Origin of the sequence: Novosphingobium sp. RL4, assembly GCF_035658495.1 — a bacterium.
Lineage (GTDB): Bacteria > Pseudomonadota > Alphaproteobacteria > Sphingomonadales > Sphingomonadaceae > Novosphingobium.
Map to the genome: position 1 here is coordinate 2280886 of NZ_CP141944.1, position 26092 is coordinate 2306977.

Annotated in this window: 26 protein-coding genes and 1 tRNA gene; 22 read left to right on the forward strand and 5 right to left on the reverse strand. The window is 64.0% G+C overall.

Annotated features, from left to right (window positions below):
* The first annotated feature begins 7 nt into the window (after window positions 1-7).
* The 12 genes from trbE to U9J33_RS11160 all read left to right on the forward strand — a co-directional run bounded on the left by trbE (window position 8) and on the right by U9J33_RS11160 (window position 11066).
* Entirely contained in the window at window positions 8-2446 is a 2439-nt protein-coding gene (trbE, locus tag U9J33_RS11105; protein WP_324695243.1) for a conjugal transfer protein TrbE, read from the forward strand.
* Window positions 2446-3213: a P-type conjugative transfer protein TrbJ gene (gene trbJ, locus U9J33_RS11110; protein ID WP_324699045.1), complete on the forward strand. Its 768-nt coding sequence runs from the start codon at window positions 2446-2448 to the stop codon at window positions 3211-3213. The genes trbE and trbJ overlap by 1 nt, the downstream gene beginning before the upstream one ends.
* A 16-nt stretch (window positions 3214-3229) precedes the next feature.
* A complete protein-coding gene (gene trbK-alt, locus U9J33_RS11115) occupies window positions 3230-3559 on the forward strand; it encodes a putative entry exclusion protein TrbK-alt (protein WP_324695245.1) in 330 nt (109 codons plus the stop codon).
* 2 nt (window positions 3560-3561) lie between these two features.
* Window positions 3562-4866, forward strand: a complete 1305-nt coding sequence (trbL, locus tag U9J33_RS11120) for a P-type conjugative transfer protein TrbL (RefSeq protein ID WP_324695247.1) — start codon at window positions 3562-3564, stop codon at window positions 4864-4866.
* Window positions 4866-5549 (forward strand): conjugal transfer protein TrbF, encoded by a 684-nt coding sequence (trbF, locus tag U9J33_RS11125; protein WP_324695248.1) that lies wholly within the window; start codon window positions 4866-4868, stop codon window positions 5547-5549. The genes trbL and trbF overlap by 1 nt, the downstream gene beginning before the upstream one ends.
* Window positions 5546-6622 (forward strand): P-type conjugative transfer protein TrbG, encoded by a 1077-nt coding sequence (gene trbG / locus U9J33_RS11130; RefSeq protein ID WP_324695250.1) that lies wholly within the window; start codon window positions 5546-5548, stop codon window positions 6620-6622. Before trbF ends, trbG begins: the two co-directional genes overlap by 4 nt.
* A gap of 89 nt (window positions 6623-6711) precedes the next feature.
* The gene (locus U9J33_RS11135; RefSeq protein WP_324699047.1) at window positions 6712-7863 is read left to right on the forward strand and encodes a TrbI/VirB10 family protein; all 1152 of its coding nucleotides are present in this window, start codon (window positions 6712-6714) and stop codon (window positions 7861-7863) included.
* Entirely contained in the window at window positions 7860-8102 is a 243-nt protein-coding gene (locus tag U9J33_RS11140; RefSeq protein ID WP_324695251.1) for a DUF2274 domain-containing protein, read from the forward strand. Before U9J33_RS11135 ends, U9J33_RS11140 begins: the two co-directional genes overlap by 4 nt.
* A gap of 168 nt (window positions 8103-8270) precedes the next feature.
* Complete coding sequence (locus U9J33_RS11145) at window positions 8271-8534, forward strand: hypothetical protein (RefSeq protein WP_324695252.1); 264 nt, start codon at window positions 8271-8273, stop codon at window positions 8532-8534.
* Window positions 8535-8668: 134 nt separating this feature from the next.
* Window positions 8669-9025, forward strand: a complete 357-nt coding sequence (locus U9J33_RS11150; RefSeq protein ID WP_324695254.1) for a toxin-antitoxin system TumE family protein — start codon at window positions 8669-8671, stop codon at window positions 9023-9025.
* On the forward strand, window positions 9022-9420 hold the full coding sequence (locus U9J33_RS11155; protein WP_324695255.1) for a helix-turn-helix domain-containing protein: 399 nt from the start codon (window positions 9022-9024) through the stop codon (window positions 9418-9420). Before U9J33_RS11150 ends, U9J33_RS11155 begins: the two co-directional genes overlap by 4 nt.
* Before the next feature lie 77 nt (window positions 9421-9497).
* Entirely contained in the window at window positions 9498-11066 is a 1569-nt protein-coding gene (locus U9J33_RS11160; protein WP_324695257.1) for a recombinase family protein, read from the forward strand.
* Here the strand turns inward: U9J33_RS11160 and U9J33_RS11165 are convergent.
* Window positions 11034-11123: transfer RNA gene (locus U9J33_RS11165), tRNA-Ser, on the reverse strand. The two genes, U9J33_RS11160 and U9J33_RS11165, sit on opposite strands and share 33 nt — an antisense overlap.
* A gap of 166 nt (window positions 11124-11289) precedes the next feature.
* Between U9J33_RS11165 and U9J33_RS11170 the strand changes: the two genes are divergently transcribed.
* The 10 genes from U9J33_RS11170 to mazG all read left to right on the forward strand — a co-directional run bounded on the left by U9J33_RS11170 (window position 11290) and on the right by mazG (window position 20301).
* A complete protein-coding gene (locus tag U9J33_RS11170; RefSeq protein ID WP_054437753.1) occupies window positions 11290-12342 on the forward strand; it encodes a lytic murein transglycosylase in 1053 nt (350 codons plus the stop codon).
* Window positions 12326-13288: a septal ring lytic transglycosylase RlpA family protein gene (locus U9J33_RS11175; RefSeq protein ID WP_324699048.1), complete on the forward strand. Its 963-nt coding sequence runs from the start codon at window positions 12326-12328 to the stop codon at window positions 13286-13288. The genes U9J33_RS11170 and U9J33_RS11175 overlap by 17 nt, the downstream gene beginning before the upstream one ends.
* 61 nt (window positions 13289-13349) lie before the next feature.
* Window positions 13350-14513, forward strand: coding sequence for a D-alanyl-D-alanine carboxypeptidase family protein (locus U9J33_RS11180; protein ID WP_054437757.1), 1164 nt, complete (start codon window positions 13350-13352; stop codon window positions 14511-14513).
* Complete coding sequence (gene tmk, locus U9J33_RS11185) at window positions 14510-15148, forward strand: dTMP kinase (RefSeq protein ID WP_324695262.1); 639 nt, start codon at window positions 14510-14512, stop codon at window positions 15146-15148. Before U9J33_RS11180 ends, tmk begins: the two co-directional genes overlap by 4 nt.
* The gene (locus U9J33_RS11190; RefSeq protein ID WP_324695264.1) at window positions 15145-16119 is read left to right on the forward strand and encodes a DNA polymerase III subunit delta'; all 975 of its coding nucleotides are present in this window, start codon (window positions 15145-15147) and stop codon (window positions 16117-16119) included. The genes tmk and U9J33_RS11190 overlap by 4 nt, the downstream gene beginning before the upstream one ends.
* A gap of 31 nt (window positions 16120-16150) precedes the next feature.
* The gene (gene metG, locus U9J33_RS11195) at window positions 16151-17710 is read left to right on the forward strand and encodes a methionine--tRNA ligase (RefSeq protein ID WP_324695266.1); all 1560 of its coding nucleotides are present in this window, start codon (window positions 16151-16153) and stop codon (window positions 17708-17710) included.
* Entirely contained in the window at window positions 17710-18486 is a 777-nt protein-coding gene (locus tag U9J33_RS11200) for a TatD family hydrolase (protein WP_324699049.1), read from the forward strand. The genes metG and U9J33_RS11200 overlap by 1 nt, the downstream gene beginning before the upstream one ends.
* Complete coding sequence (locus U9J33_RS11205) at window positions 18483-19262, forward strand: MBL fold metallo-hydrolase (protein ID WP_324695268.1); 780 nt, start codon at window positions 18483-18485, stop codon at window positions 19260-19262. Before U9J33_RS11200 ends, U9J33_RS11205 begins: the two co-directional genes overlap by 4 nt.
* 11 nt (window positions 19263-19273) lie before the next feature.
* Entirely contained in the window at window positions 19274-19444 is a 171-nt protein-coding gene (locus U9J33_RS11210; RefSeq protein ID WP_324695270.1) for a hypothetical protein, read from the forward strand.
* 68 nt (window positions 19445-19512) lie between these two features.
* Window positions 19513-20301 (forward strand): nucleoside triphosphate pyrophosphohydrolase, encoded by a 789-nt coding sequence (mazG, locus tag U9J33_RS11215; protein WP_324695272.1) that lies wholly within the window; start codon window positions 19513-19515, stop codon window positions 20299-20301.
* Here mazG and hflX read toward each other — a convergent pair.
* The 4 genes from hflX to U9J33_RS11235 all read right to left on the reverse strand — a co-directional run bounded on the left by hflX (window position 20278) and on the right by U9J33_RS11235 (window position 26080).
* Complete coding sequence (hflX, locus tag U9J33_RS11220; RefSeq protein ID WP_185997390.1) at window positions 20278-21618, reverse strand: GTPase HflX; 1341 nt, start codon at window positions 21616-21618, stop codon at window positions 20278-20280. The genes mazG and hflX overlap by 24 nt on opposite strands.
* 22 nt (window positions 21619-21640) lie before the next feature.
* Window positions 21641-22234, reverse strand: a complete 594-nt coding sequence (gene hfq / locus U9J33_RS11225; protein ID WP_132469776.1) for an RNA chaperone Hfq — start codon at window positions 22232-22234, stop codon at window positions 21641-21643.
* A 215-nt stretch (window positions 22235-22449) separates the two neighbouring features.
* Entirely contained in the window at window positions 22450-23847 is a 1398-nt protein-coding gene (locus U9J33_RS11230) for a sigma-54-dependent transcriptional regulator (protein ID WP_132469775.1), read from the reverse strand.
* Between the two features lie 58 nt (window positions 23848-23905).
* Window positions 23906-26080, reverse strand: a complete 2175-nt coding sequence (locus U9J33_RS11235) for an ATP-binding protein (protein ID WP_324699051.1) — start codon at window positions 26078-26080, stop codon at window positions 23906-23908.
* Window positions 26081-26092 lie beyond the last annotated feature (12 nt).

Here is a 26092-nt window from a genome sequence, read left to right on the forward strand (position 1 = left end):
TGATCCCATGATGAACTTGGCCGAATATCGCCGCACCGCCACCCGTCTCGCCGACTTCCTGCCCTGGGTCGCGCTCGTGGGTGAAGGCGTCGTCCTCAATAAGGACGGCAGCCTCCAGCGCACCGCACGCTTGCGTGGTCCCGATCTCGACAGCGCCGTGCCGGCCGAACTGGTCGCCGTCGCCGGGCGGCTCAACAACGCCTTCCGCCGATTGGGATCGGGCTGGGCGATCTTCGTGGAAGCGCAGCGCCATGAGGCCGCGTCCTATCCAGCCAGCCGGTTTCCTGACGCCGCCTCGGCGCTGGTCGATGCCGAGCGCAAGGCCGATTTCGAGGAAGCCGGATCGCACTACGAATCCAGCTATTTCCTGACCTTCACCTACCTACCACCGGCCGAGGACGCCGCTCGCGCCGAGACCTGGCTCTACGAGGGCCGCGATCGATCCGGGGTCGATGGTCGCGAGATGATCACCGTCTTCGTCGATCGCACTGACCGCGTTCTGCAACTGGTGGACGGCTTCATGCCGGAGTGCCTCTGGCTCGATGACCCCGAGACGCTGACCTACCTGCATAGCTGCGTTTCGACACAGCGCCACCGCGTCCGCGTCCCCGAGACGCCGATGTATCTCGATGCGCTCGTCGCCGATCAGCCGCTGACCGGCGGGCTGGAGCCGCGCCTGGGCGATGCGCATGTCCGCATCCTCACCATCGTCGGCTTCCCGACCGCGACGACGCCCGGCCTGCTCGACGAGCTGAACCGGCTGGCCTTTCCCTATCGCTGGTCCACCCGCGCCATCCTGCTCGACAAGACGGACGCGACGAAGCTGCTGACAAAGATCCGCCGCCAGTGGTTCGCCAAGCGCAAGTCGATCGCCGCCATCCTGAAGGAGGTGATGACCAATGAAGCGTCAGCGCTGGTCGACACCGACGCCGCCAACAAGGCGGCCGACGCGGACATGGCCTTGCAGGAACTCGGCGCCGACTATGCCGGCGTCGCCTATGTCACCGCCACAATCACGGTCTGGGATGACGATCCGCGTCTTGCCGACGAGAAGCTGCGGCTGACGGAAAAGATCGTTCAAGGCCGCGATTTCACAGCGATGGCGGAAACCATCAACGCGGCGGATGCCTGGCTCGGCTCATTGCCCGGCCATGTCTATGCCAATGTCCGCCAACCGCCGATTTCGACTTTGAACCTCGCCCACATGATCCCGCTTTCGGCGGTATGGGCGGGCGAGGTGCGGGACGAGCATTTTGCAGCGCCCCCACTGCTCTTCGGCAAGACCGAAGGCTCGACCCCGTTCCGGTTATCCATTCACGTCGGTGACGTCGGGCACACGCTCGTCGTCGGCCCGACCGGTGCGGGCAAGTCCGTGCTGCTCGCGCTCATGGCGCTCCAGTTTCGGCGCTACGTCGGCGCGCAGGTTTTCGCCTTCGACTTCGGCGGCTCGATCCGCGCCGCAGCACTCGCCATGGGCGGCGACTGGCACGATCTCGGCGGCGGATTGTCGGATGTGGCTGAGGAGAGCGTCAGCCTCCAGCCGCTTGCCCGCATCCATGACGTGCCCGAGCGCGCTTGGGCCGCCGATTGGATCGTGGCGATCCTCACCCGCGAGGGCGTCGCCATCACGCCCGAGGTGAAGGAATATATCTGGACGGCGCTGACATCGTTGGCGTCCGCGCCGGTCGGCGAAAGGACGATCACGGGCCTGTCCGTGCTCCTCCAGTCTAACGACCTGAAGCAGGCGCTCCGGCCTTATTGCGTCGGCGGCGCCCATGGCCGCTTGCTCGATGCCGAGGCCGAATATCTCGGCTCCGCCACGGTTCAGGCCTTCGAGACCGAGGGGTTGATCGGCACCGAAGCCGCGCCCGCCGTGCTGGCCTACCTGTTCCACCGCATCGGCGACCGGCTCGACGGCTCACCGACGCTCATCATCATCGACGAAGGCTGGCTGGCGCTGGACGACGAAGGGTTCGCCGGCCAGCTCCGCGAATGGCTGAAGACGCTGCGCAAGAAGAACGCCAGCGTCATCTTCGCTACACAATCGCTATCGGACATCGACGGTTCGGCCATCGCCCCCGCCATCATCGAAAGCTGCCAGACCCGGCTTCTGCTCCCGAACGAACGGGCGATCGAGCCTCAGATCACCGCCATCTATCGCCGTTTCGGCCTCAACGACCGCCAGATCGAGATCCTCGCGCGGGCGACACCGAAGCGGGATTATTACTGCCAGACCCGACGTGGCAGCCGGCTGTTCGAGCTGGGCCTGTCGGACGTGGCGCTGGCGCTCTGCGCCGTCTCGTCGAAGACCGACCAAACTGAGATCGCCCGTACCGTCGTCGAGCACGGCCGGGACGGCTTCCTCGCCGCCTGGCTGCGCCATCGCGGCGTCGCCTGGGCCGCCGACCTCATCCCCGACCTCACCAACCTGGAGATTCCATCATGATGCTTCGTCGTTTACGCACCCGTGCCCGCGCGGCCCTCGTTGCCTCATCCATCCTGTCCGTTTCGCTGGCGCCGATCATGGTGACGACACCAGCTTACGCCATCACGGTGTTCGATCCCTGGAACTACAGCCAGAACATCCTGACGGCGGCTCGGACGCTTCAGTCAATCACCCAGCAGGTCACGCAGCTGCAAAATGAAGCGCAGATGCTGATCAATCAGGCCCGCAATCTGGCGAGCCTGCCATATTCCTCGCTGCAACAGCTTCAGCAGTCGGTCCAGCGGACGCAACAGCTTCTGCAACAGGCGCAAAACGTCGCCTATGACGTCCAGCAGATCGACCAGATGTTCAGCCAGAAATACGGCAACGTCCCGATGTCGGCCTCCGACAGCCAGCTTATCTCCGACGCCCGCTCGCGCTGGCAGAATACCGTCGGCGGCTTACAAGACGCGATGAAAGTGCAGGCCGGTGTCGTCGGCAACATCGACACCAACCGGTCGCAGATGTCGGCGCTGGTCGGATCGAGCCAGTCCGCGACCGGCGCGCTTCAGGCGACGCAGGCCGGCAACCAGCTTCTCGCGCTCCAGGCGCAGCAGCTCGCTGATCTCACTGCCGTCGTTGCCGCCAACGGCCGGGCGCAGGCGCTGACCGAGGCCGAGCGAGCGGCGGCGGCCGAACAGGGTCGCGAACAGCGCCGCCGCTTCCTGACGCCGGGCACGGGCTACCAGGCCGGCAATGCGCAGATGTTCAACAACGGCAACAACTGACCGGGAGAGACGCGCCATGGAAGGCAAGACGCTCGCCCGCATCGCCGCCGCCGTGTTCGCGGGCGTTGCGATCACCGCCACCGCGATTGAGATCACCCGCAAGGACGACAGGCCGGCCAATCCGGTTCCGGCCGTAATCGCGCCGGCCGCACCCGATCCGCTGCGTGTGGGGCAGCGCCGGTGCCAGCGTCTCGGCGAGGCCGGTGCGCGTGATGCCGAGTGCCTGCGCGTCTGGTCCGAGAGCCGCGACCGCTTTCTCGGTTTCGATCGGCAACGACCGACGTCCGCAAACGACGATCCCGTCACCAAGCAGACCGCACCGGCTGACATGGCCGGGGAGCGCTGACCATGGGCGGCACCGGCGTCATTGACCAGTTCCTGGCCGTCTTCACCCGCTACATCGATAGTGGCTTCGGCCTGCTGTCCGGCGAGGTCGCCTTCATCGCCACGACGCTGATCGTCATCGACGTGACGCTGGCGGCTTTGTTCTGGTCGATGGGTGGCGATGACGACATCATCGGACGGCTCATCAAGAAGACCCTGTTCGTCGGGGTGTTCGCCTACATCATCGGCAACTGGAACAACCTCGCCCGTATCGTCTTCGAGAGCTTCGCAGGCCTCGGCCTGAAGGCGTCCGGCACGGGCTTCACGACCGCCGATCTCCTGCGTCCCGGCAAGGTGGCGCAAGTCGGCCTCGACGCCGGACGGCCGCTGCTCGAATCGATCTCCGGCCTGATGGGCTGGATCTCGTTCTTCGAGAACTTCATCCAGATCGCCTGCCTGCTCTTCGCCTGGGCGCTGGTGCTGCTCGCCTTCTTCATCCTCGCCATCCAGCTCTTCGTCACGCTGATCGAGTTCAAGCTGACGACACTCGCCGGCTTCGTGCTGATCCCGTTCGGGCTGTTCGGCAAATCCGCCTTCATGGCCGAACGGGTGCTGGGCAACGTCATCTCGTCCGGCATCAAGGTGCTGGTGCTCGCGGTTATCATCGGCATCGGCTCGACGCTGTTCAGCCAGTTCACCGCAGGCTTCGGCGGGACAGCGCCGACGATCGACGACGCGATGGCGATCGTGCTGGCGGCGCTGTCGCTGCTCGGCCTCGGCATCTTCGGTCCCGGCATCGCCAACGGTCTCGTCTCCGGTGGCCCGCAGCTAGGTGCGGGTGCTGCGATCGGCACCGGCCTTGCCGCCGGCGGCATGGTTGCCACCGGAGGAGCTGCGATCGGCGCCGTCGCGTCCGGCGGAGCCGCTCTTGCCGGAGGCGCTGCTGCTGCTGCTCGTGGCGGCGCGACCCTCGCGGGCGGTGCGACCGCCGCCTATCGGGCCGGAGGCGCATCGGGCGTCGCCAGTACCGGCGCGTCCCAGGCCGGGTCCGCCATCGCCAGCCCGTTCAAGCGCGCTGCCGCCTCCATGAAGGACAGCTTCCAGGCCGGCGAACGCGCCGTCAGCGGCGAGGCCGCACCAAGCGAGGGCGCCGAGGCTCCATCCAGATCGTCTTCGTCCGCCAGCGCTGATGGCCCGCCCGCATGGGCCAAGCGCATGAAGCGCGGCCAGCAGGCCTCGCACGGCATCCAGGCCGCCGCCCATGCCGTCAAATCCGGTGACAGCCATGGCGGCGGCTCTTCCGTCAACCTCTCCGAAAGCGACCGCTGATGTTCAAACGACCCTCCACCCATTACGGCAAGACGCCGCAACCCGAGACGCCGTATCAACGCGCCGCCCAGGTCTGGGACGAGCGCATCGGCTCGGCCCGTGTCCAGGCAAAGAACTGGCGGCTGATGGCGTTCGGATCGCTGATCCTGTCAGCCGGGCTGTCCGGCGCGCTGGTCTGGCAATCCGCCAACGGCTCGATCGTACCGTGGGTGGTGCAGGTCGATAAGCTCGGACAAGCACAAGCCATCGCGCCCGCCGTCGCTGACTATCGCCCGACCGATCCGCAGATCGCCTGGCATCTCGCCCGCTTCATCGAGCAGGTCCGCTCAATCCCGGCCGACGCCATCATCGTTCGGCAGAACTGGCTGCGCGCCTATGAGTTCACGACCGATCGCGGCGCGATGGCGCTGAACGATTATGCTCGCGTCAACGATCCGTTCACCAAGGTCGGCAAGCAGCAGATCGCCGTCGAGGTGTCGTCTGTCATTCGCGCTTCACCGGACAGCTTCCGCGTCGCCTGGACCGAGCGCCGCTATCAGGACGGCTCGCTCGCCGAGACATCGCGCTGGACCGCCATCCTCACCATCGCAGTCGCACCGCCGCGCGACGCCGAAAAGCTCCGGGCCAATCCGCTCGGAATCTACGTTAACGCCATCAACTGGTCGAAGGAGCTTGGACAATGATCCGGCCGTCTCAACTGACCGCCGGACACCCGGCGAACCCTGTTCACGCCATTGCGCTTGCACGGAGAGCCGGAAAGGCGGCTTTCCGTGATGTCACATTCGCGGCCTTGGTGTTGTCCGCAACGGCGCTCGCCGGCTGCGCCACGACACAAAAGCCGCCCGAGATATCTTACGACGATGCCGCGCCCGCCGTGCAGACGGTCGATCCGCCATCGCCCGTCACCGTCGTCGAGTTGCCCCGGCCATTGCCGTTGCCCGGCCAAATGAAGCCGGTGGAGGAATCCCGCCGTGCACCCGAGCCGACCGATCCGGCCGCGCGCGTCAATCAGGCCAACGCCGCCGCCCGCATCCAGCCTGTCCGTGACGGCTTCATCAACGCCATGCAGGTCTATCCCTACACCGGCGGCGCGCTCTATCAGGTCTATACCGCCGTCGGGCAGATCACCGACATCGCGCTTCAGCCCGGCGAAACCCTCGTCGGCTCCGGCCCGGTCGCGGCTGGCGATACGGTGCGCTGGATCATCGGCGACACACTCAGCGGTTCGGGGGCCACGCAACAGGTCCATATCCTGGTGAAGCCGACCCGCGCCGATCTGATGACCAACCTCGTCATCAACACCAATCTGCGCACCTATCACATGGAGCTGCGCTCGACCGAGCGGACCTATATGGCGTCTGTGTCCTGGCAATATCCGCAGGACCAGCTCATCGCGCTGCGCCGCCAGAACAGCCAGGCCGAGGCCGCTCAACCCGTCGCCAGCGGTGTCGATCTCGCCAACGTCAATTTCCGCTATGCGATCGACGGCGACCGCGCGCCGTGGCGGCCGCTTCGCGCCTTCGACGACGGCCGGCAGGTGTTCATCGAATTTCCACGCGGCATTGCCCAAGGGGAAATGCCGCCGCTGTTCGTCGTCGGCCCCGAGGGCAATACCTCGGAGCTGGTGAACTATCGGGTTCGCGGCCGTCACATGATCGTCGATCGGCTGTTCGCCGCCGCCGAACTGCGCTTCGGCACCGGCGACAATCAAAAGCGCGTCCGCATCACCCGCACTGATGGGAGGCCGGCATCGTGAGCGAGATCGATCCTGATAAGAGCGCGAAGCCAGAGCCGACGCCGGTCGACGATGACGCCCGTCCGCTGACCGGCGAGCCAGTCGCACCGATGCGCCTTCGTGCCGAACCGCCGCGTGTCACCCGGTTGTCGCGGAAGGTTCTGGCTGGCCTCGGCCTGGTCGGCAGCCTCGGTATTGGAGGCGCGCTGATCTATGCGCTCCAGACCCGTGATGGCGGCGGCGGCAACACCGAACTCTATTCGACCGAGAACCGCTCGACCGCCGATGGTCTCAACGGCCTGCCGAAGGATTATACCGGCCCGGTTCTAGGTCCGCCGCTGCCCGGAGATCTCGGTCGGCCGATCCTTGATGCGCAGAACCGTGGCCAACCCGTGCCAGCACCGGGCATGGTCACGCCCGGCGCAGTGACGCCCGGCCTCAGCGCCGAAGAGCAGCGCCGGCTTCAGGAGATCGAAGCGGCACGGACCGGCCGGCTATTTGCTTCGACCGAGACGCGGAATACCGGACAGCCAGCCACGACCGCCAATGTCCCGACTCCGCTCCCGGACCTGACCAGCCTCGGTCTCGCGCCGCAGCCGACGACGCCCACAGCTCAGGACCGGCAACTGGCCTTCCTCAATCAGACGGCCGACCGGCGCACCGTCGCGCCCGATCGCGTTGCGGCCCCGGCCTCGCCGAACATCCTGCAAGCCGGGGCGGTGATCCCGGCGGCACTCATCACCGGCATCCGCTCCGATCTTCCCGGCCAGATCACCGCCCAGGTCACGGAGAACGTCTATGACAGCCCCACCGGCCGCATCCTGCTCGTACCACAGGGCACACGGCTGATCGGCCAGTACGACAATGGCGTCGGCTTCGGCCAGCGCCGTGTCCTGCTGGTATGGAACCGGCTCATCATGCCCAATGGCCGCTCGATCGTTTTGGAGCGACAGCCCGGCGCGGACGCCGAAGGCTATGCCGGTCTCGAGGATGGCGTCGATTATCATTGGGGCGAACTGTTCAAGGCTGCCGCCCTCTCGACGCTGCTCAGCATTGGCGCCAACACGGGATCGTCCAGCGACGAGAGCGATCTTCTCAGCGCCATCCGCGACGGCGCATCCGACAGCATCGGTCAGACCGGCAGGCAGATCGTCCAGCGCCAGCTCAACATCGCCCCGACGCTCACTATCCGGCCGGGCTTCCCTGTCCGCGTCCTTGTCGTGCGCGACCTGGTGCTCGAACCCTATGGAGCCACGCCATGACCAAGCTGAAGCTCGGCCCGATCGCCGACGACAAGCCGGTGAAGGTGACGGTGGAACTGCCCGCCGGCCTCCATCGCGATCTTGCTGCCTATGCCGATGTGCTCGCCCGCGAGAGTAACCATCCGCCGACCGATCCCGTCCGCCTGATCGTGCCGATGCTGGAGCGGTTCATCGCCACCGATCGGGCTTTTGCCAAGGCGCGGCGGGCCACGCCGGCAGGTAGGGACGGGCAACCATGATGCCGCCGCCCGTCCATCGTCGCGGGACTGATCGCCATATCCAATCGAGGTATTGCAAAGCGCTGTCTTCACACGCCGCGCAATCCGCCGATGCTGGGAGAATTGCGCGGCATCAGGGCGAAGGGGCGAGTGTCTTTACGATTGATATTCTCACAAGAAGCGATTCCCATGTCCCGGCGCGGCGCTGATCACTCGCAAAGCCGACTCTATGTCGCGTCCGGCATCCTGCCGGACGATCTCTACGACTATGTCCCGCAGGACGAAATCGAGAAGCCGACCCCGCGCATCGGCCGTCCCCCGAAACACGATGTCGAGACCTGGACCGTCGCCGACGACTGGCCCGAGCGCGTGCCGGTGACGGAGGCTGAGATCGATCTGTTCGAGGCGTGGTTCGGCGACATCTTCGACGAGTTGTTCGGGCCGTCCCGTTGAGGGCCGTATAAGTGACGACAGGTCGCGATCGGCCCGACCATCATTCCCCAGGACGCCCATTTCCGACGATCGTCCGAAGCCGTCCTGAGCATCAGGAGGCTTGTATTGTTATCTCAATCTGATATGTATTGGGCATGAGCGAGGGTCGCGATCCGAGCCTTGACGCTTTGCTGGATCTCGACGGCCAAATGCTCGTCGTCGATCCCGCAGGCGGTCACTGGGTCAAGTTCGTGGCGACGCGGATTCCGGTCTCCCCGGAGAAGCCGCATGGCCTCGACTACTCGCTCACGCTTCATGGGCCTTCGGGCGAACGGCTGGTCGGCTTCGACAATGCCCACCCGGTCGGTCGCCAGAAGCGGGGCGAGCCGCAGGATCACCGGCATCGGCTCCAGACCGTGAAGCCATACGACTATCAGGACGCCGGTACATTGATGGCCGACTTCTGGCAGTTGGTGGACGCGGTGCTGAAGGAACGAGGAGTTCTCCCATGACGACGCTGAAGGTCGGGATTGCCGATTACGAAGAGATGAAAGCCCGAACGATGCGGATCGCACGCGGGGAGGAGAAGCCCAGGCCCGACGAGCCGAAGGTATGGTTCACCTCGACCGAATCCTTCGCCAAGGTGCTGTCTGCCGGGAACCGCGAGTTGTTGCGCATCATCGCCGAGCAGGCGCCCGGGTCGGTGGAGGAACTGTCCGACATCACCGGCAGGGCCAAGTCGAACCTGTCGCGGACCCTGAAAACCATGGTCGGCTATGGCCTGATCCGTATGGAGCGCAGTGGGCGCAAGCTCGCGCCGAAAGTCATCCATGATCGCGTGGCGCTGGACCTGCCTTTGACGGAGCACCATGCGCCGCTCGCCATGGCAGCGGGAGGCCGGTCATGAACGCTGAAACACCCAGCATCGCCACGCGCGCCGCCCTGTATCTCCGCGTCTCGACCGCGCGGCAGGCCGAGCATGATGTGTCGATCCCCGACCAGAAGCGCCAGGGCGAGGCCTACTGCCTGTCGCGCGGCTACCAGCTTATCGACACCTTCGTCGAGCCGGGCGCGACCGCCACCAACGATCGCCGCCCCGAGTTCCAGCGCATGATCGAGGCGGGCACCACCAAGCCCGCACCCTTCGATATCGTCGTCGTCCACTCATTCAGCCGCTTTTTCCGCGATCACTTCGAGCTGGAGTTCTACGTCCGCAAGCTGGCGAAGAATGGCGTGAAGCTCATCTCGATCACCCAGGAGATGGGCGACGATCCAATGCACGTCATGATGCGCCAGATCATGGCGTTGTTCGATGAGTATCAGTCCAAGGAAAACGGCAAGCATGTCATGCGCGCCTTGAAGGAGAACGCCCGGCAGGGCTTCTGGAACGGCGCATTACCGCCGATCGGCTATCGCATCGTCGCGGCCGAGCAGCGCGGGGCCAAGACAAAGAAAAAGCTGGAGATCGATCCGCTACACGCCGACACGGTGCGGCTGATCTACCGGCTGGCGCTGGAGGGGAACGGTACGTCCGGCCCAATGGGCGTCAAGGCGATCGTGTCGCATCTGAATGCCCGTCGCATCTTCACCCGCGATGGTGGGCGCTGGGGAATCGGCCAGCTTCACCGTATTTTGACCCGCCGCACCTATATCGGCGAGCACGAGTTCAACAAGCGCGCCAAGACCAAAGAGTTGAAGCCGCTCAGCGAGATCGTCACGGTACCCGTGCCGCCGCTGATCGACCTTGAGACCTTCGACGCGGTACAGGCGCATCTGAAAGCCCGCAATCCCAAGGTCACGCCGCCGCGCGTCGTCAGCGGCCCGACCTTGCTCACTGGCATCTGCTTCTGCGCCAAGTGCGGCGGCGCCATGACCATCCGCACCGGCAAGGGTGGGCGCTATCGCTACTATACCTGCTCGATCAAGGCGCGGCAGGGCGAGACCGGTTGCTCGGGCCGCTCGATCCCCATGGAGAAGCTCGACGACATCGTCGCCGAGCATATCGAGGATCGGCTGCTTCAGCCCGACCGGCTGGAGGAGGTGCTGGCCTCGGTCCTCGACCGCCGGCACGAACGGGCAGAGCGTAGGCAAGAGCATATCGGCGAGTTGAACCGCCGGGCGGCCGAGAGCGACCTTCGCCTCAAGCGGCTCTACGACGCCATCGAATCAGGCGTGGCCGATCTGTCCGATCCGGCGCTGAAAGACCGCATCGCCGGGTTGAAGGCCCTCCGCGATCAGGCGCAGGTGGATGCCGAGCGGGCGCAAGCCACGCTTGAAAGCTCCGGCAATCAAGCGGTCACGCCGGCCACCGTGCGCCGGTTCGCCGACGTGGCGCGCCAGCGCATCAGGCTCGACGGGGGCGGTTATCGGCGGGATCACCTGCGCGCGTTCGCCCAGCGGGTCGAGGTCGCCGAGACCGAAGTTCGCATCATGGGATCGAAGGGAGAGCTGCTTCGCACACTTGCGGCCGTTTCCGGAGGGAAATCGGCGGCAATCGGCGTGCCCAGCTTGGGACTGAAATGGCGGACAGGGTGGGATTCGAACCCACGGTGAGCTTGCACCCACGGCGGTTTTCAAGACCGCTGCCTTAAACCACTCGGCCACCTGTCCGCACGGATTGAGCGCATAGAGAAAACAGCGCGGCTTGCAAGGGGTATGCTTGTTGTCCCACAACGATTGCGGATTGGGACGGATGGCAGTTGGCTTGCGATGACTGTCCACGGCCATGACGCTCAAGGCATTTGCAACTCAGCCGCATTGTGCGAGATTTGCCGGGATGACTGTTTCTTCGAAGCTTCGTTCCCTGCGTCTCCCTTTCCTTGCAGCCGCCCTTGCCGCCATGCCGATGGCCTCGGTTCTCGAGGCGCAGCCAGTGGTTCAGAGCGTGGGAGGGCAGAGCTTCGACAGCTATTTGCAAGCGGTGGGCGCGCGGGCGCGCCGGGAGGGCGTTTCCGAGGCGACCATTTCGCGGGTGCTCACCGGGCTCACGCCGAACCAGCGAGTGGTCGAACTGGATTCGGCGCAGCCAAGCCGCGCGACAACGCCTCCGCCGGTTGCTCCCTATATTGCCCAGCACGTCGGGCCGAGCATCATTGCTCGTGGACGTGCGCGTTATGCAGACCTTTCCGGCATCGTTCCCTCGATAGAGCGTAGATATGGCGTTCCTGCGCCCATACTGTTCGCGATCTGGGGGCATGAGACGAACTACGGCAGCTATGTCGGCGATTTCGACCTGGCGCGCTCACTCGCGACACTGGCCTGGGAAGGGCGCCGTCGGGCGCTGTTCGAGGGCGAGCTTGTGGCGCTGCTCAAGATGGTGGATCAGGGCGTTCCCACTTACCGTCTCAAGGGAAGCTGGGCAGGGGCCTTCGGCTACCCCCAGTTCCTGCCGAGCGTGTACCTGCGGCTGGCTGTCGATGGTGACGGCAATGGAACCCGCGATATCTTCACCAGCCCGGCAGACACTATCGCGTCGATCGCAAATTATTTTCGCGATGCAGGATGGCGTGCGGGGCAGCCATGGGGCGTTCGCGTATCGGTGCCTTCCGGGCTCAATGTCGATAGTTACGCCAGCAAGCTTGCAGCGCCTAGCTGCGACCGTGTCCACGCCCGTCATTCCCAGTGGAAGACCGTTTCGGAATGGCGGGCTCTCGGCGTGACACCGCAGCGCGCGATTGCCGACAACGTGCTGACATCGCTGTTCCAGCCTGACGGGCCGGGCACGCCGGCCTATCTGTTAACCGGGAATTATCGGGTCATCCTTCAGTACAACTGCTCGAACTACTACGCACTGTCCGTGGGGTTGCTTGCAGATGAGATTGCCCGTTAACCATGCGCTGCCACTTGCGGCGCTGATTCTATCGATTGCCGCTCCGGCGTTTGGCAAGGACCGTGGTCCCGTCCTGCCTGCAAGCGGGCCTGCCGGCGACTATCCGGTCGTCCTCGGCGATCCGTTCACCATTGGCGGGACGACGTGGACGCCGATTGACCAGCTCAACTACGATGCCGTGGGAATGGCTTCCGTGGGCCAAGGCAGCGGAGTGACCGCCGCTCACAAGACCTTGCCGTTGCCGGCTTATGTCGAAGTCACCGCACTGGGAACCGGTCGTACGATCCTGGTCCGGCTGGAGCGGCGGGGGCCCATGGTGAACGATGCACTCATCGAACTTTCGCCGGAAGCAGCGGCGCAGCTCGGCATCGCGGGCGGTGCCCATGCACCTGTTCGCGTGCGACGCGTCAATCCTCCCGAAGTGGAGCGGGCCATGCTGCGAAGCGGCGGCAAGGCGCCCGAGCGGATGGAAACGCCGGAAGGCTTGCTCAAGGTCTTGCGGCGCAAGCTCGAAAGCCAGTCGCCGTTGCTGCCGCCGCCGTCCACACCCCCTACGATGCCGAAGGGGCCGGCAGTCCAACCCGCTGCCACGCCGGAAATTCATTCGCAAAAAGCGAATCCCGGCCCCGTCGCGGTAGCGGTGCCGCCGAAGGTTGAGAAAAAATCTCCCGCCACGCAGCAACCCCAGGAAACAGTAGCCCATGTGCCTGCCAAACCTGCGCCATCGGTTGTAAAATATGGCTCGCAAGTTGTTCAGATTGGCGCATTTTCTGTTGAAGAAAATGCTCGCAAGGCAGCGCGTCCTCTTGGTGCAAGCGTGAGCAGGGCGGGCAAGTTCTGGCGTGTGCAGATGGGGCCCTTCGCAAACAGTGCACAAGCCGCCGCAGCGCTGGAGAAGGCCCGGGCGGCAGGGTATAGCGACGCACGAATCCAGCGCGCGAATTGATTTCGGGTCGTTTCGCGCAGGCCAACGCGTCCGTTCCGGATGCGCGGGGAGAAGTCGCGCCTTGAAGTCCTTCCTGAAGTTTGCCCTCCTGCTTGCGGTCCCCGCGAGCGTCATCGCAGCAAGTGCGGCAGGAGCAGCCATTCCCACTCCGCCGCCGGAACTCGCGCCGATCCCGGTAAGCATCCTGGTCGACATCGGTTCAGGGCAGGTTCTTGTCCAGCGCCGCCCCGACGTGCCGTTCCTGCCTGCCTCCGTTACCAAGGTGATGACCGCTTTCGTCGCGTTCGAGGAAATCGATGCGGGCCGGCTCAGCCTTGATCGGCAAATGTCGGTTCGGCCTGAAACGGCGCGGGAATGGTTCGCAAAGGGTACGTCCATGTACCTGACGGAAAAGGATCATCCTACCGTTCGCGATCTGCTCCACGGCGTGATGACGGCATCGTCGAACGACGGCGCCGTGGTGCTGGCGCAGGGGTATGCGGGAAGCGTGCCGGCATGGACTGCGATGATGAACGATGCCGCGCGCCGGATCGGCATGACCGGCAGCCACTACAACACGCCGAATGGCTGGATGGATGACGGCCACACATACATCACCGCCAGCGACATGGTGAAGCTGGCGGACGCCATGATCACGCGCCATCCGCAACTTTACCATGAATTTTCAGGTGTTAAGCACTACTTCTGGCGCGACGTTGCCATGCGCAGCCATGACCCGACGGTTGGCGTGGTTCCAGGCGCGGACGGGATCAAGACCGGCTACACGCGTGAAGCAGGCTACAACTTCCTCGGCACTGCCGAACGAGATGGTCGCCGTCTCGTCATGATGTTGGCCGCTTCGCCAAAACCCAAGGTGCGCGACGATGCCGCCAAGGCGCTGCTGGAGTGGGGCTTCTCGGCATGGGAAGCGCGCCATCTGTTCGATCAGGGGCAACCCGTGGCGCAAGCCAGCGTGCAGGGCGGTGCAGCCCGTGAGGTGCCGCTGGTCGCCAATCGCGAAGTCCACGCCACCTTGCCTCGAGGCGGGCACGAGAAAGTCTCGCTTGCGGTGCATTACAAGGGGCCGTTGGTGGCGCCGATCCGCAAGGGCGACCAGGTCGGCGAACTGGAAATCAAGGTTGAAGGTCTGGCGCCGGGGCATATCCCCTTGTTCGCCGGAAAGGATGTTGGCGTGGCCGGTCCTCTGGACAGGCTGATGAACGGGATTATCAGCTTCTTCTCATGAGCCGGGGAAAATTCATCGCGCTGGAAGGCGGGGAGGGGGCGGGGAAATCGACCCAGTCGCGCCTGCTCGCCGAGGCATTGCGCGCACGAGGACTGGACGTCGTGACCACTCGCGAGCCCGGGGGAACCGGAGGAGCGGAAGCGATCCGCGAGCTTTTGCTCCATGGCGATGGTGATGGCTGGGGAGCCCGCGCCGAGGCGCTGCTGTTCGCCGCTGCGCGTTCGGATCACGTCGAGAAGCTGATCCGGCCCGCTCTCGCTCGAGGGGCCTGGGTCGTCTGCGATCGTTTTCTCGATTCAAGCCGTGCCTATCAGGGCGGCGGCGGCGGTCTCTCGGATGGTGACATTCGCACGCTTCATGCCATCGGCAGTGAAGGAATGCTCCCGGATCTGACCGTGCTGATCGAAGTGTCTCCCTCCGTCGCGGCCAAGCGGCTCGCATTGCGCGACGTTGACGGAACCGATCGGATCGGCGGCCGCGAGGCGACCTACCACGCCCGGGTGGCGCAGGCATTCGCGCGGTTCGCGGAAGGCGAACCAGCACGTTTCGCACGGATCGACGGGGACGGGACGCCCGAGGAAACGCGGGACCGTGTACTCGCCGCGCTGACCGGCCTGATGGGCGAAGGCACATGAGCGAGGAACTCCCGTTCGTCGGCCAGCACGCCGCGTGGCAAGAATGGCTGGCCGCGATCGATTCCGGGCGCATGCACCATGGTTGGTTGCTGGCTGGCGGCAAGGGCCTGGGCAAGCGCGGTTTCGCGCGGGTGGCCGCGGCCGAACTGGTGCGATTGCCCGGCGCGCCGAGGCCCGACCCGGACACCCATCCGGACATTCACATCCTCGAGCATCTTCCCGCCAACGACGACGAGGCGAAGAAGAAGGCCGAGGGCAAGCCTTACCAGACCAAGCGCAATATCTCGGTCGACCAGGTGCGCGAAATGATCCGCCGCCTTGCGACGAAGCCAACGCTGGGCGATCGCCGCGCCATCATCATCGATCCGGCCGACGATATGGAGAAGAGCGCGGTCAACGCCCTGCTGAAAGCGCTTGAGGAGCCCCCTACGGGAACCTACTTCCTGCTGCTGGCCCATCAGCCGGGGCGCCTGCTGCCGACTATCCGCTCGCGCTGCCGGGTCTTGCGCTTCGCCGCTTTGAACGAGCAGGAACTCGATGAAGTCCTTCGCCGGGATGCGCCTCATTCCGATGCAGAGACGCGGCGTGCCGCAGTGGCGGCATCGCATGGGTCGCCGGGCATCGCCATCAGTTTCGTCGAACATGATCTTGGCCCCATTCACCGCCTGATGATGCAGATCCTGCGAGAAGGTGATGCAGATTATCATCTGCGCGGCAGCCTTGCCGAAGAGATGGGTGCTCGCCCGGCTCGGGATCGCCAACTGGCCACGCTGGAACTGGCGCGAACGGCGCTCGCCAACGAACTGGCCGGCGCATCGCCCGCGCGCCAGATGCGGCTGATCGAGGCACATGGCACCCTGACACGCCTATCTACGCAGGCGCCGACCTACAATTTCGACGCGGGCCTCCTGATAATGGAAATTGGCGGGTTGCTGGCTTCGGCCGCTATGCCTAGAGAGACGGCTCGCTAAGACACTCCTGGAAAAGAAAGCGCGACGCCGCATGGGCGAGCCCTATTATATAACGACAGCGATCAGCTACCCCAACGGCAAGCCGCATATCGGCCATGCCTACGAGGCGATCGCGGCCGACGTCATTGCCCGTTTCAAGAAGGCCGAAGGCTTCGATGTCCGGTTCCAGACCGGTACGGACGAGCATGGCCTCAAGATGGCGCAAAAGGCACGCGATCTGGACACGACACCTGCGGATCTGGCAACGGAAATGTCAGGTCATTTCCGTGAGATGTGTGATGTCTTGAATGTCGGTTATGATGTTTTCATTCGCACGACGGAGCCACGCCATCACGCCGCGACACAGGAACTGTGGCGCCGGATGGAGGCCAACGGCGACCTCTATCTCGATCGTTACGAGGGGTGGTACTCCGTCCGTGATGAAGCCTATTACGATGAAGGCGAACTGGTCGCAGGCGAAGGTGGGGAAAAGCTTTCCCCGCAGGGAACGCCGGTAGAGTGGACGGTCGAGGAATCGTGGTTCTTCCGCCTTTCCAAATATCAGGACAAACTGCTCGAACTCTACAATTCGACCGACTTCATCCGTCCCGAGACGCGCAAGAACGAAATCCTGCGTTTCGTCGAGGGCGGCCTTCGCGACCTTTCGGTTTCCCGCACCAGTTTCGACTGGGGTATCAAGGTGCCCGGCAGCGAAAATCACGTGATGTACGTCTGGGTCGATGCGCTCACCAACTACATCACCGGCCTTGGCTTCCCCGAAGAAACGAGCGAATTCGCCAGGTTCTGGCCTGCCGACGTTCACCTCATCGGCAAGGACATCGTCCGTTTCCACACCGTCTACTGGCCGGCCTTCCTGATGAGCGCCGGGCTGGAGCTTCCCAAGCAGGTGTTCGGCCACGGCTTCCTGCTTAACCGGGGACAGAAGGAATCGAAGTCACTCGGCAATGTTACCGACCCGATCGGTCTGGCCGAGACATATGGCGTCGACACGCTCCGCTATTTCTTCCTGCGCGAAGTGGCATTCGGTCAGGACGGATCGTGGTCCGCCGAAGCCATCGTGACGCGGGCCAATGCCGAACTCGCAAACAGTTTCGGCAATCTTGCTCAGCGCAGTCTTTCCATGATTTTCAAGAACATGGATGGAGAACTTAAGGGCGATCTTCCGAAGGCCGAAGCTGATCTGGCCCTGCTTTCGGCCGTTGCCGAAGGCATTGCCGGCCTGCGCAAGGCGTTCGACGAACTGTCGTTCAGCGAAGGCCTCGAGGCATGGATGCGCGCCGTCTTCGCCTGCAACCAGTATGTCGATGAACAGGCTCCGTGGACCCTGCGCAAGACCGATCCCGCGCGCATGGAAGCAGTGTTGATGATGCTGTTCCAGGTCGTTCGCGACCTCGCGATCGCGGTTCGTCCCGTGGTTCCCACTTCCATCGACAAGTTGCTGGACCAGATGGGCCAGCCTGCCGAAGCGCGCAGTTTCGCGGCTCTTGCCGACGATGGCTGGTTCGCGGCTCTCGCCGCCAGCGGTTTCAAGGTCGACAAGCCGGTCGGCGTTTTCCCGCGCCTTGAACTGCCGGAGGAAGCCGCCGCGTGATGCTCATCGATTCGCATTGCCACCTCGAATACGAAGGTCTCGTCGAGGACCAGACAGGTGTTCTCGACCGGGCCCGCGCGGCGGGCATTCGCGGATTTCTGAACATCTCGACGCGCCGCAGCGAATGGGAGAGGGTGGTCGCCACTGCTGCTCGTGAACCCGATGTATGGGCCTCGGTCGGTATTCATCCGCATGAGGCGGATCAGCATGCCGACCTTGGCGAGGCCGCGCTTCTCGAAGCGACCCGGCATCCCAAGGTCATCGGCATCGGCGAAACCGGTCTCGACTATTATTACGACAAGTCCGACCATGAGGTGCAACAGGCCTTGTTCCGCACGCATATCACGGTGGCCCGCGAAACCGGGCTGCCGATGATCATTCACACGCGGGACGCCGAAGCGGACACGTTCCATATCCTTGAGGACGAGATGGGGAAGGGGGCGTTCCCGGCCCTGATCCACTGTTTCACCGCCAGCGCCGATTTCGGCCGCAAGGTGCTGGATCTGGGACTGACGATTTCGATTTCCGGCATTGTGACATTCAAGAATGCCAAGGACTTGCAGGAGGTTGTTGCCACCATTCCGGAGGATCGCCTGCTGGTCGAAACGGATTCGCCGTTCCTTGCGCCGGTGCCACATAGGGGCAGGCGCTGCGAGCCGGCATTCACGGCCGATACGGCGCGTTTCGTAGCCGATCTGCGCGGCGTTTCCGTGGAGGAACTCGGCGAAGCGACGACGCGCAACTTCTTTTCGCTGTTCACGAAGGCCGCAGCGTGAAGGTTACCATTCTCGGCAGCGGCACTTCGACCGGCGTTCCTCGTCTTGGCGGCGAATTCGGCGCCGACTGGGGCCTGTGCGATCCCGACGAACCCAGGAATCGACGGACCCGCGTTTCCATCCTTCTGGAAAGCGATGCCGGCGCCAGGATCCTGGTGGACACCTCCACGGATCTGCGCGCGCAGCTTCTTCAGAACGAAATCCACCGCATCGACGCCGTGTTCTGGACGCACGACCATGCGGACCACTGCCACGGAATCGATGATCTGCGCCCGCTTCGCTACGGCCGCGCAGGCCCGATCCCCGGCTTTGCGAACTCCGAGACCGTCAGGCGGCTGCGCCAGCGTTTCGGATATGTCTTCGCCGGGCAGTTCGGCTATCCGACACTGATTTCGCTGGATAATCTCGACACGCTGAGGCTCTGCGAAGGGTTTCGCGTGGATCATGCGCAAATGCCGCACGGTCCTGCGGAATCGACTGCGTTTCGGTTTGATTGTGACGGAAAATCAGTCTGTTACATGACAGACTTCAGTGAAATTACCCGCGACATGATCGACTTGTGCTACGGCGCCGATCTTCTCGTGGTCGACTGCCTGCGCCGCGAACCGCATCCAACGCACGCTCATCTTGGCATGGCGCTGGAACTCGCGGAAGTCTGCCGGGTCGGACAAGCGGTGTTGACCCATCTCGACAAGAGCATGGATTATGCGACACTGAGCGCTGAAATTCCCGAGAATGTTCGGGTTGCCTATGACGGAATGGTGATCGAGCCGTGAACCAGACAGGAATGATCGTCGGCATCATCTCGGTGATCGGGGCGCTCATTCTCGTTACGAGCAATTCCCGTTTTCGATCCTTGCCTCAGAGCAGGATGCTCAAGATGGCGTTGATCTGGGCCGTGATCATCATCGGGTTTGTCCTGCTGATCCAGGTGACGGGCTTCAGGATAAAGCCGTGACACCGCGCTCAGCGGCGCATGGTTTAACATAATCTCTATTATCAATCTTGCATATGCGCTCGGGGAAAATGACAGAAACTCGCCATCAGCAGCTTGACCGGCTCCTCTCGATCATGGCGCGGCTTCGCGATCCCGTGTCCGGTTGCGAATGGGATGTCGCGCAGAGTTTTGAAACCATCGCGCCCTATACCATCGAGGAAGCCTACGAGGTTGCCGATGCCATTGCTCGGCAGGATCTGGCCGATCTGCGTGATGAACTGGGCGATCTGCTGCTTCAGGTCGTTTTCCATGCCCGCATGGCCGAGGAAGACGGGCATTTTGCTTTCGGCGATGTGGCCGCCGCGATCTCCGACAAGCTCGAAGCCCGTCACCCGCATATCTTTGCCGACGAAGCCACGGGAGATGCCCAGACGGAGCGTTGGGAAAAGCTGAAGGCGAAAGAGCGCAAGGCCAAGGGTGAAACCAGCGCTGTCGATGGCGTGGCGATATCGCTTCCCGCGCTCATGCGTGCCGAAAAGTTGCAGAAGCGAGCTGCGCGGGTCGGCTTCGACTGGCCCGACCCAAGCGGCGCGGCCGACAAGGTGCATGAGGAAATGGCGGAACTGGCGGAAGCCTCACCGGCCGAGAAACTTGAAGAAGCCGGCGACCTGCTGTTCGCCGCTGTCAATCTGGTGCGGCTCAACGGCATCGCCCCGGAAGATGCCTTGCGCGCAGCCAACGCCAAGTTCGAGCGTCGGTTCCGGGCGATGGAAGCGTTCGCCCATCGGGACGGCTTCCTGTTCGACAAGCTCTCGCTCGACGAACAGGAAGCCTATTGGCAGGCGGTAAAGGCTTCAGAGCGCGCTGAAACGGCCTAGTTCACGCTCGGCAAGGCGGACCTGGAGGCGGAGCATCGGACCTTCAGGCCCCTCACCCGCGTCTTCTTCGGCCACTACTTCGCCCCGTGCATGTAGGAATGCGAGCCGCTGGCCATCGGCCGCCGGCAGCACGAAGCTGTAAAGCTTGGCGTCAGCCGTCAGCGTCCTGCCGACAGTTTCGAGCAGGAAATCGCAGCCCATGCCGGTAAGCGCGGACAGCGGAACGATGGTCTCGTCCGAACGCTGGGCCATGGCTTCGCGCAGTTCCTGGGCATGCGTGGCCTCAAGCAGGTCCCACTTGTTCCAGACTTCGATGATCGGGATCGCGGGCGCGGCCTCCTCACTCTCTTCGACCTGCCCTTCCCCGGTCGCCACGCCGAGATCGGCCAGAACTTCCAGCACCTGGCGCTTCTGCGATTCGGTATCCGGGTTGGCGATGTCGCGAACGTGGAGAATGATGTCGGCCGCGTTCACTTCTTCCAGCGTTGCGCGGAAGGCCGCGACGAGCTGGGTGGGAAGGTCGGAAATGAAGCCCACCGTGTCCGACAGGATCGCCTTCTCGACAGCCGGTAGACGGATCGCCCGCATTGTCGGGTCTAGCGTGGCGAACAGCAGGTCCTGCGCCATCACGCCCGCGCCGGTCAGGTAATTGAACAGCGTGGACTTGCCCGCATTGGTATAGCCCACCAGCGCAACGACCGGCCATGGTGCTTTTTCGCGGCGATCGCGGTGAAGGCCGCGGGTGCGGCGCACCTGCTCCAGCTCGCGCCGGATGCGGGCCATGCGATCGCGGATCATGCGGCGGTCGGCCTCGATCTGCGTTTCGCCCGGACCGCCCAGGAAGCCGAAGCCACCGCGCTGGCGTTCGAGGTGGGTCCAGCTGCGTACGAGACGGCCTGCCTGATAGTCCAGGTGAGCCAGTTCGACCTGGAGACGGCCTTCCGCCGTCGCCGCACGCTCGCCGAAGATTTCGAGGATCAGGCCGGTACGATCGATGACCTTGCGCTTGAACTTCTCTTCGAGATTGCGCTGCTGGATCGCCGAAAGCGAGCCATCGACGATGATGAGTTCCGCTTCGTGCAGTTCACAGGCAACTGCGATGTTCTGGATCTGCCCTTCGCCGAACAGCGTTCCGGCGCGCGGTTCCCGGATGGGTATGGCCATGGCATCCGCCACGATCAACCCGATCGCCAGAGCGAGGCCCTTGGCCTCTTCGAGACGCGCTTCGGGATCGAGATCCCCTCTGCCGCGCATCTGCGGATAAACGACGAGGGCACGCGCACCGCGCGTGACCTCGCCCTTGAGTTCTTCGTTCAAATCAGTTCAGCTTCCGCAAGTTTCAGTCGTCGGATTCTTCATGCGCCTGAAGATCGACCGGAGTCACGGGCTGAATCGTCGAAACCGCATGCTTGTAGGCAAGCTGGACGTAGCCTTCGCGCTCCAGCAGCATGCAGAACAGATCATAGGCAGCCACGCGGCCCTGCAGCATGACGCCGTTGATCAGGAACATGGTGACCTGCACGCCCGCGTTGCGGATGCTGGAAAGGAACACGTCCTGAAGGACGCGGGTCTTCTTTCCATTGTCGGCGCCGCTCGCGAACTGGCGCGCATCGACCGGGGTCGAGGGCATGATCGTCGAGATGGCGTGCTTGTAGACGAGCTGCGACTGGCCGTCGCGGCGAAGAAGGATGGAGAAGTTGTCGAACCAGGTGACGATGCCCTGAAGCTTCACGCCCTTCACGAGGAACATGGTCACGGGCGTCTTGTTCTTGCGCAGGAGGTTCAGGAACTGGTCCTGGAGGTTCTGCCCCTTCCCTGCCGAAGTGCCGGCGGTGACGGGAGGAGCCACCGAACCGGAAGGCGACGGTGCCGCTTCGGGTTCTTCCACTGCGGGAGTGGTTCGCGGGCGCGCGGTCAGCGTACGGCCGGCCATATCATTTTCTCCTTCTTTTTGGCGGCCGCTGTGCGGTCCGCGATCTGGTCACCGGAAAATCCCAATGCCGTTCTCGAATCGAAATCTATCGACTTGCTGCAATGCAGTAAACGCGAAAAATGTAGCATTCTTGTGACAGGTGCCCGGATACACTTGATGGAGGATGCGTCCGGGCCATGCCGTGGCCTTGAAAAATCGCGGTAACTTGCGGTTCTTCAGGCCTGTTCCTCGCTTTCGTGTTCCCCTTCGCGGCGCTCGGCCATGCCCAGGAGCTTCAGTTTCCGGTGGAGCGCCGAACGTTCCATGCCGATGAAGGAGGCGGTCTTCGAGATATTGCCCGAAAATCGGCGGATCTGGACACGCAGGTACTCGCGCTCGAAGCTTTCCCGTGCTTCGCGCAAGGGGGCGCTCATCATCACCGTGACGCCGGCGTCGCCGCCGCCGCGGCTGTTGAAGATTTCCGGCGGCAGCATGTCGGCATCGATCCGCGCCAGCTTCTCGCGCGGGGCCATGATGACAGTCCGCTCGACCACATTGCGCAGTTGCCGCACGTTGCCGGGCCATTCATATGCCTGGAGCGCGGTCATCGCCTCTCCGGTGACTTGCGGCGGGGGAACCCCCTGCTCGTTGGCATAGCGCGCGAAGAAATGGTCGATCAGGGCGGGAATGTCGTCCCGCCGCTCCCGCAAGGCCGGGATCGTTACCGGCACCACGTTGAGGCGATAGAACAGGTCTTCGCGGAAGCGCCGCTCGGCGATTTCCTTTTCCAGATCGCGCGAGGTCGAGGATACGACCCGAACATCGACGCGAATCTGGCGGGTGCCGCCAACCCGGACGAACGCCTGATCGGTCAGGACCCTCAGGATGCGGGCCTGCGTGGACAGCGGCATGTCGGCCACTTCGTCGAAATAGAGCGTGCCGCCATCCGCTGTTTCCAGAAGCCCCGGCCGGATCAGGGCGCCGTCCGCTTCCTCCCCGAACAGTTCCTGCTCGAAGCGTTCCGGCGTGATCCGCGCGGAATTGACGCTGACGAAAGCGTTCCCGGCCCGCGCGCTCCAGGCATGGAGCTGGCGCGCGGCCACTTCCTTGCCCGAACCGGCCGGTCCGGTGATGAGCAGGCGGCTTCCGGTGTTGGCCACCCGCTTGAGGGTGGCGCGGACCTGATTGATCGAGCCGCTCGACCCGGTGAACTCCTCACCCATCGAGAAGTCGTGCCGAAGCTGCGCGTTCTCGCGGCGCAGGCGCTCTGTCTCGGTGGCACGGCCGACGAGATGGAGCAGCTTCTCCGCCTCGAACGGCTTTTCGATGAAGTCCACCGCGCCCCGGCTGATCGCGGCCACGGCTGTATCGATGTTCCCATGACCTGAGAAGATGATGACCGGCAGTTCCGGTTCGCGCGCCTTGATCGCATCCAGCACTTCCAGACCGTCCATGGGGCTGCCGTGCAGCCAGACGTCGAGGAGGACCAGCGAGGGACGGCGGGCGTCGATGGCGTCAAGCGCGGAACCGCTGTCGCCCGCAGTGCGGCATTCGTAGCCTTCATCGCTGAGAACGCCGGCCACCAGTTCGCGGATGTCGCGTTCGTCGTCCACGATCAGGATTTCTAGAGCCATGGCAATGTCTTCTTGGTCAGGAGGATGGGAGTGGCAGGCAGGGTGCGGCAAGCCGGGATCATTCGGCGGCCTCCTGCTTGCGTGTATGGGCGAGCGGATCGGTGGCGAAGCGCATGGTTACCGTCGTGCCGCCGCCGGCGGTCGGCAGGAACAGCATTTCGCCGCCATGCTCTTCGATGATCTTGTTCACGATGGCGAGACCGAGGCCGGTGCCCTTCTCTCGCGTGGTGACGTAAGGTTCGATAATGCGTTCGCGGTCCTGCGAAAGTCCGATGCCGTTGTCGGCAATGCGGACGAGGATCGCCTCGGGCAGCGCCTCCACGGTGACGGCGATTGCGCCGCGATAGTCGGCCGGGGCATCCTTGGCCTTCGCCTCGATGGCCTCGACCGCGTTCTTCAGCACGTTGGTCATCGCCTGGCCATACTGGTGCCGGTCGCAGTCGATCGAGCCGATGGCGGGATCGCCGGCGAAGCTGAAGGCGATATCCGGCCTTGCGACTTCCTGGAGGAACAGTGCCTGCCGGGTCAGCGCAACCGGATCTTCGGCGCGGAACACCGGCTTCGGCAGGCGGGCGAAGGAGGAGAACTCGTCGACCATCTTGCGAAGATCGCCCACCTGGCGAATGATCGTGCGCGTAAGGTCTTCGAATAGCTCGGGATTGTCGACGATCTGCTTGCGATAGCGCCGGCTGAGACGTTCGGTGGCAAGCTGGATCGGCGTGAGCGGGTTCTTGATCTCGTGGGCGATGCGGCGGGCCACGTCGGACCATGCCGCCGTGCGCTGGTCGAGCAGCTGGCGGGTGATGTCCTCGAACGTGATGACATGCCCGGTCACGTCGCGCGTCACCTTGACGGCGAAGGTCAGCAGGTCTCCGTGGCGGTTGTACTGGACCAGCCCGCCAGAGCCACCCTGCTCGATCAGGGCGGCAAACTGCGGCGCCAGATCGGAAAGCGGCATGTCTTCCGGCAGTTCGGAGCGCTGGGTCAGGAGCTTCTGCGCCGTGCTGTTCATCAGCAGGATGCGCCCTTCCGTATCGAGCGAGATGATGCCCGAGGTCACCGATTCCAGCACCGCTTCGATGAACACGCGGCGTTCGTGAAGCTGGCGGTTGGCCCCCAAAAGAGCCTGGGTCTGCTTTTCGATCTGCGCGGTCATGCGGTTGAACGCGCGATTGAGCAGGCCGATCTCGTCAGCGCCGGTACGGCCTTCGATCCGCAAGGCGAAGTTGCCGCTGCCAACCCTTCGAGCCGCATCGACGAGTTCGTAGAGCGGCTTGACCTGACGGTCGGCGAAGCGGAGCGCGAACCATACGGCAAGCCCGACGAGTGCCAGCGACGCAACGAACAAAGCCACGTTGAAGCGCAGCTGGAGTACGCGGGCGCGGCTCGTCAGCACTTCGTAGGCCTGGACGATGTTCTCCGCGTTTTCGGCGCGCTGCCCCTGGCTGAGTGCGAGCAGGTCCGAACTGCGGGCGGCATAAAGATAGACGCCTGCCTCCCGTTCGATCGGCACGACGGCCACCACCCGGTCGGCGTTCGAGGTTACGACCAGCGGCTCCCCTTTGTTGAGGCGGGCCTGGACTTCGGGAGTGATTCGCTTGTCATCGGTCTTCCCCTCGGGATCGACGATGATCGGCGTGCGCTGGCTACCGTCGTTCGCGACCTGGATGATCGCGGCTACCGACAGGTTGCGGCGGACCACCTGGCTGGCGAAGAACTGCTGGAAATAGGCGCTGGCAACCGGCGATTCGCCGAGAGTGACGCGGGTGTCGTTGGCCATGGCGGCGGATTCGTAGCCGACGTCACGCTGGGTCTGCTCGTAGTAGCCGCGCGCCAGCTTGTTCGCATTTTCCAGCAGCCCGCGCGAGGAGTCCGAGAACCAGAATTCGACGCCGGACTGGAACAGCCAGGACGCGAAAACCACCACCAGCAGCGTGGGAACGGCCGAAATCAGCGAGAAGATGAACACCAGGCGGACGTGCATCTGGCCGGTGCCGCCAATGTTTTCGGCGGCGCGGCGCAGTGCCATCCGGCGCCCCAGCAGCACGAGGATGGCCATGGCCGGAACCAGCGTGCCGACCAGCAGCGTTGCCGTGAGGTTGGAGGGCAGCAATTGCCCCTTGTCCCGCGAATTCAGCGCGACCCAGGTGATGCCGGTCATCACCAGGAAAGCGACGATCGAGAGCACTTCCATCATCGCGAAGAAGTTCGCGCGGCGGGCTGCAACCTGCATGCGCCGCCACCA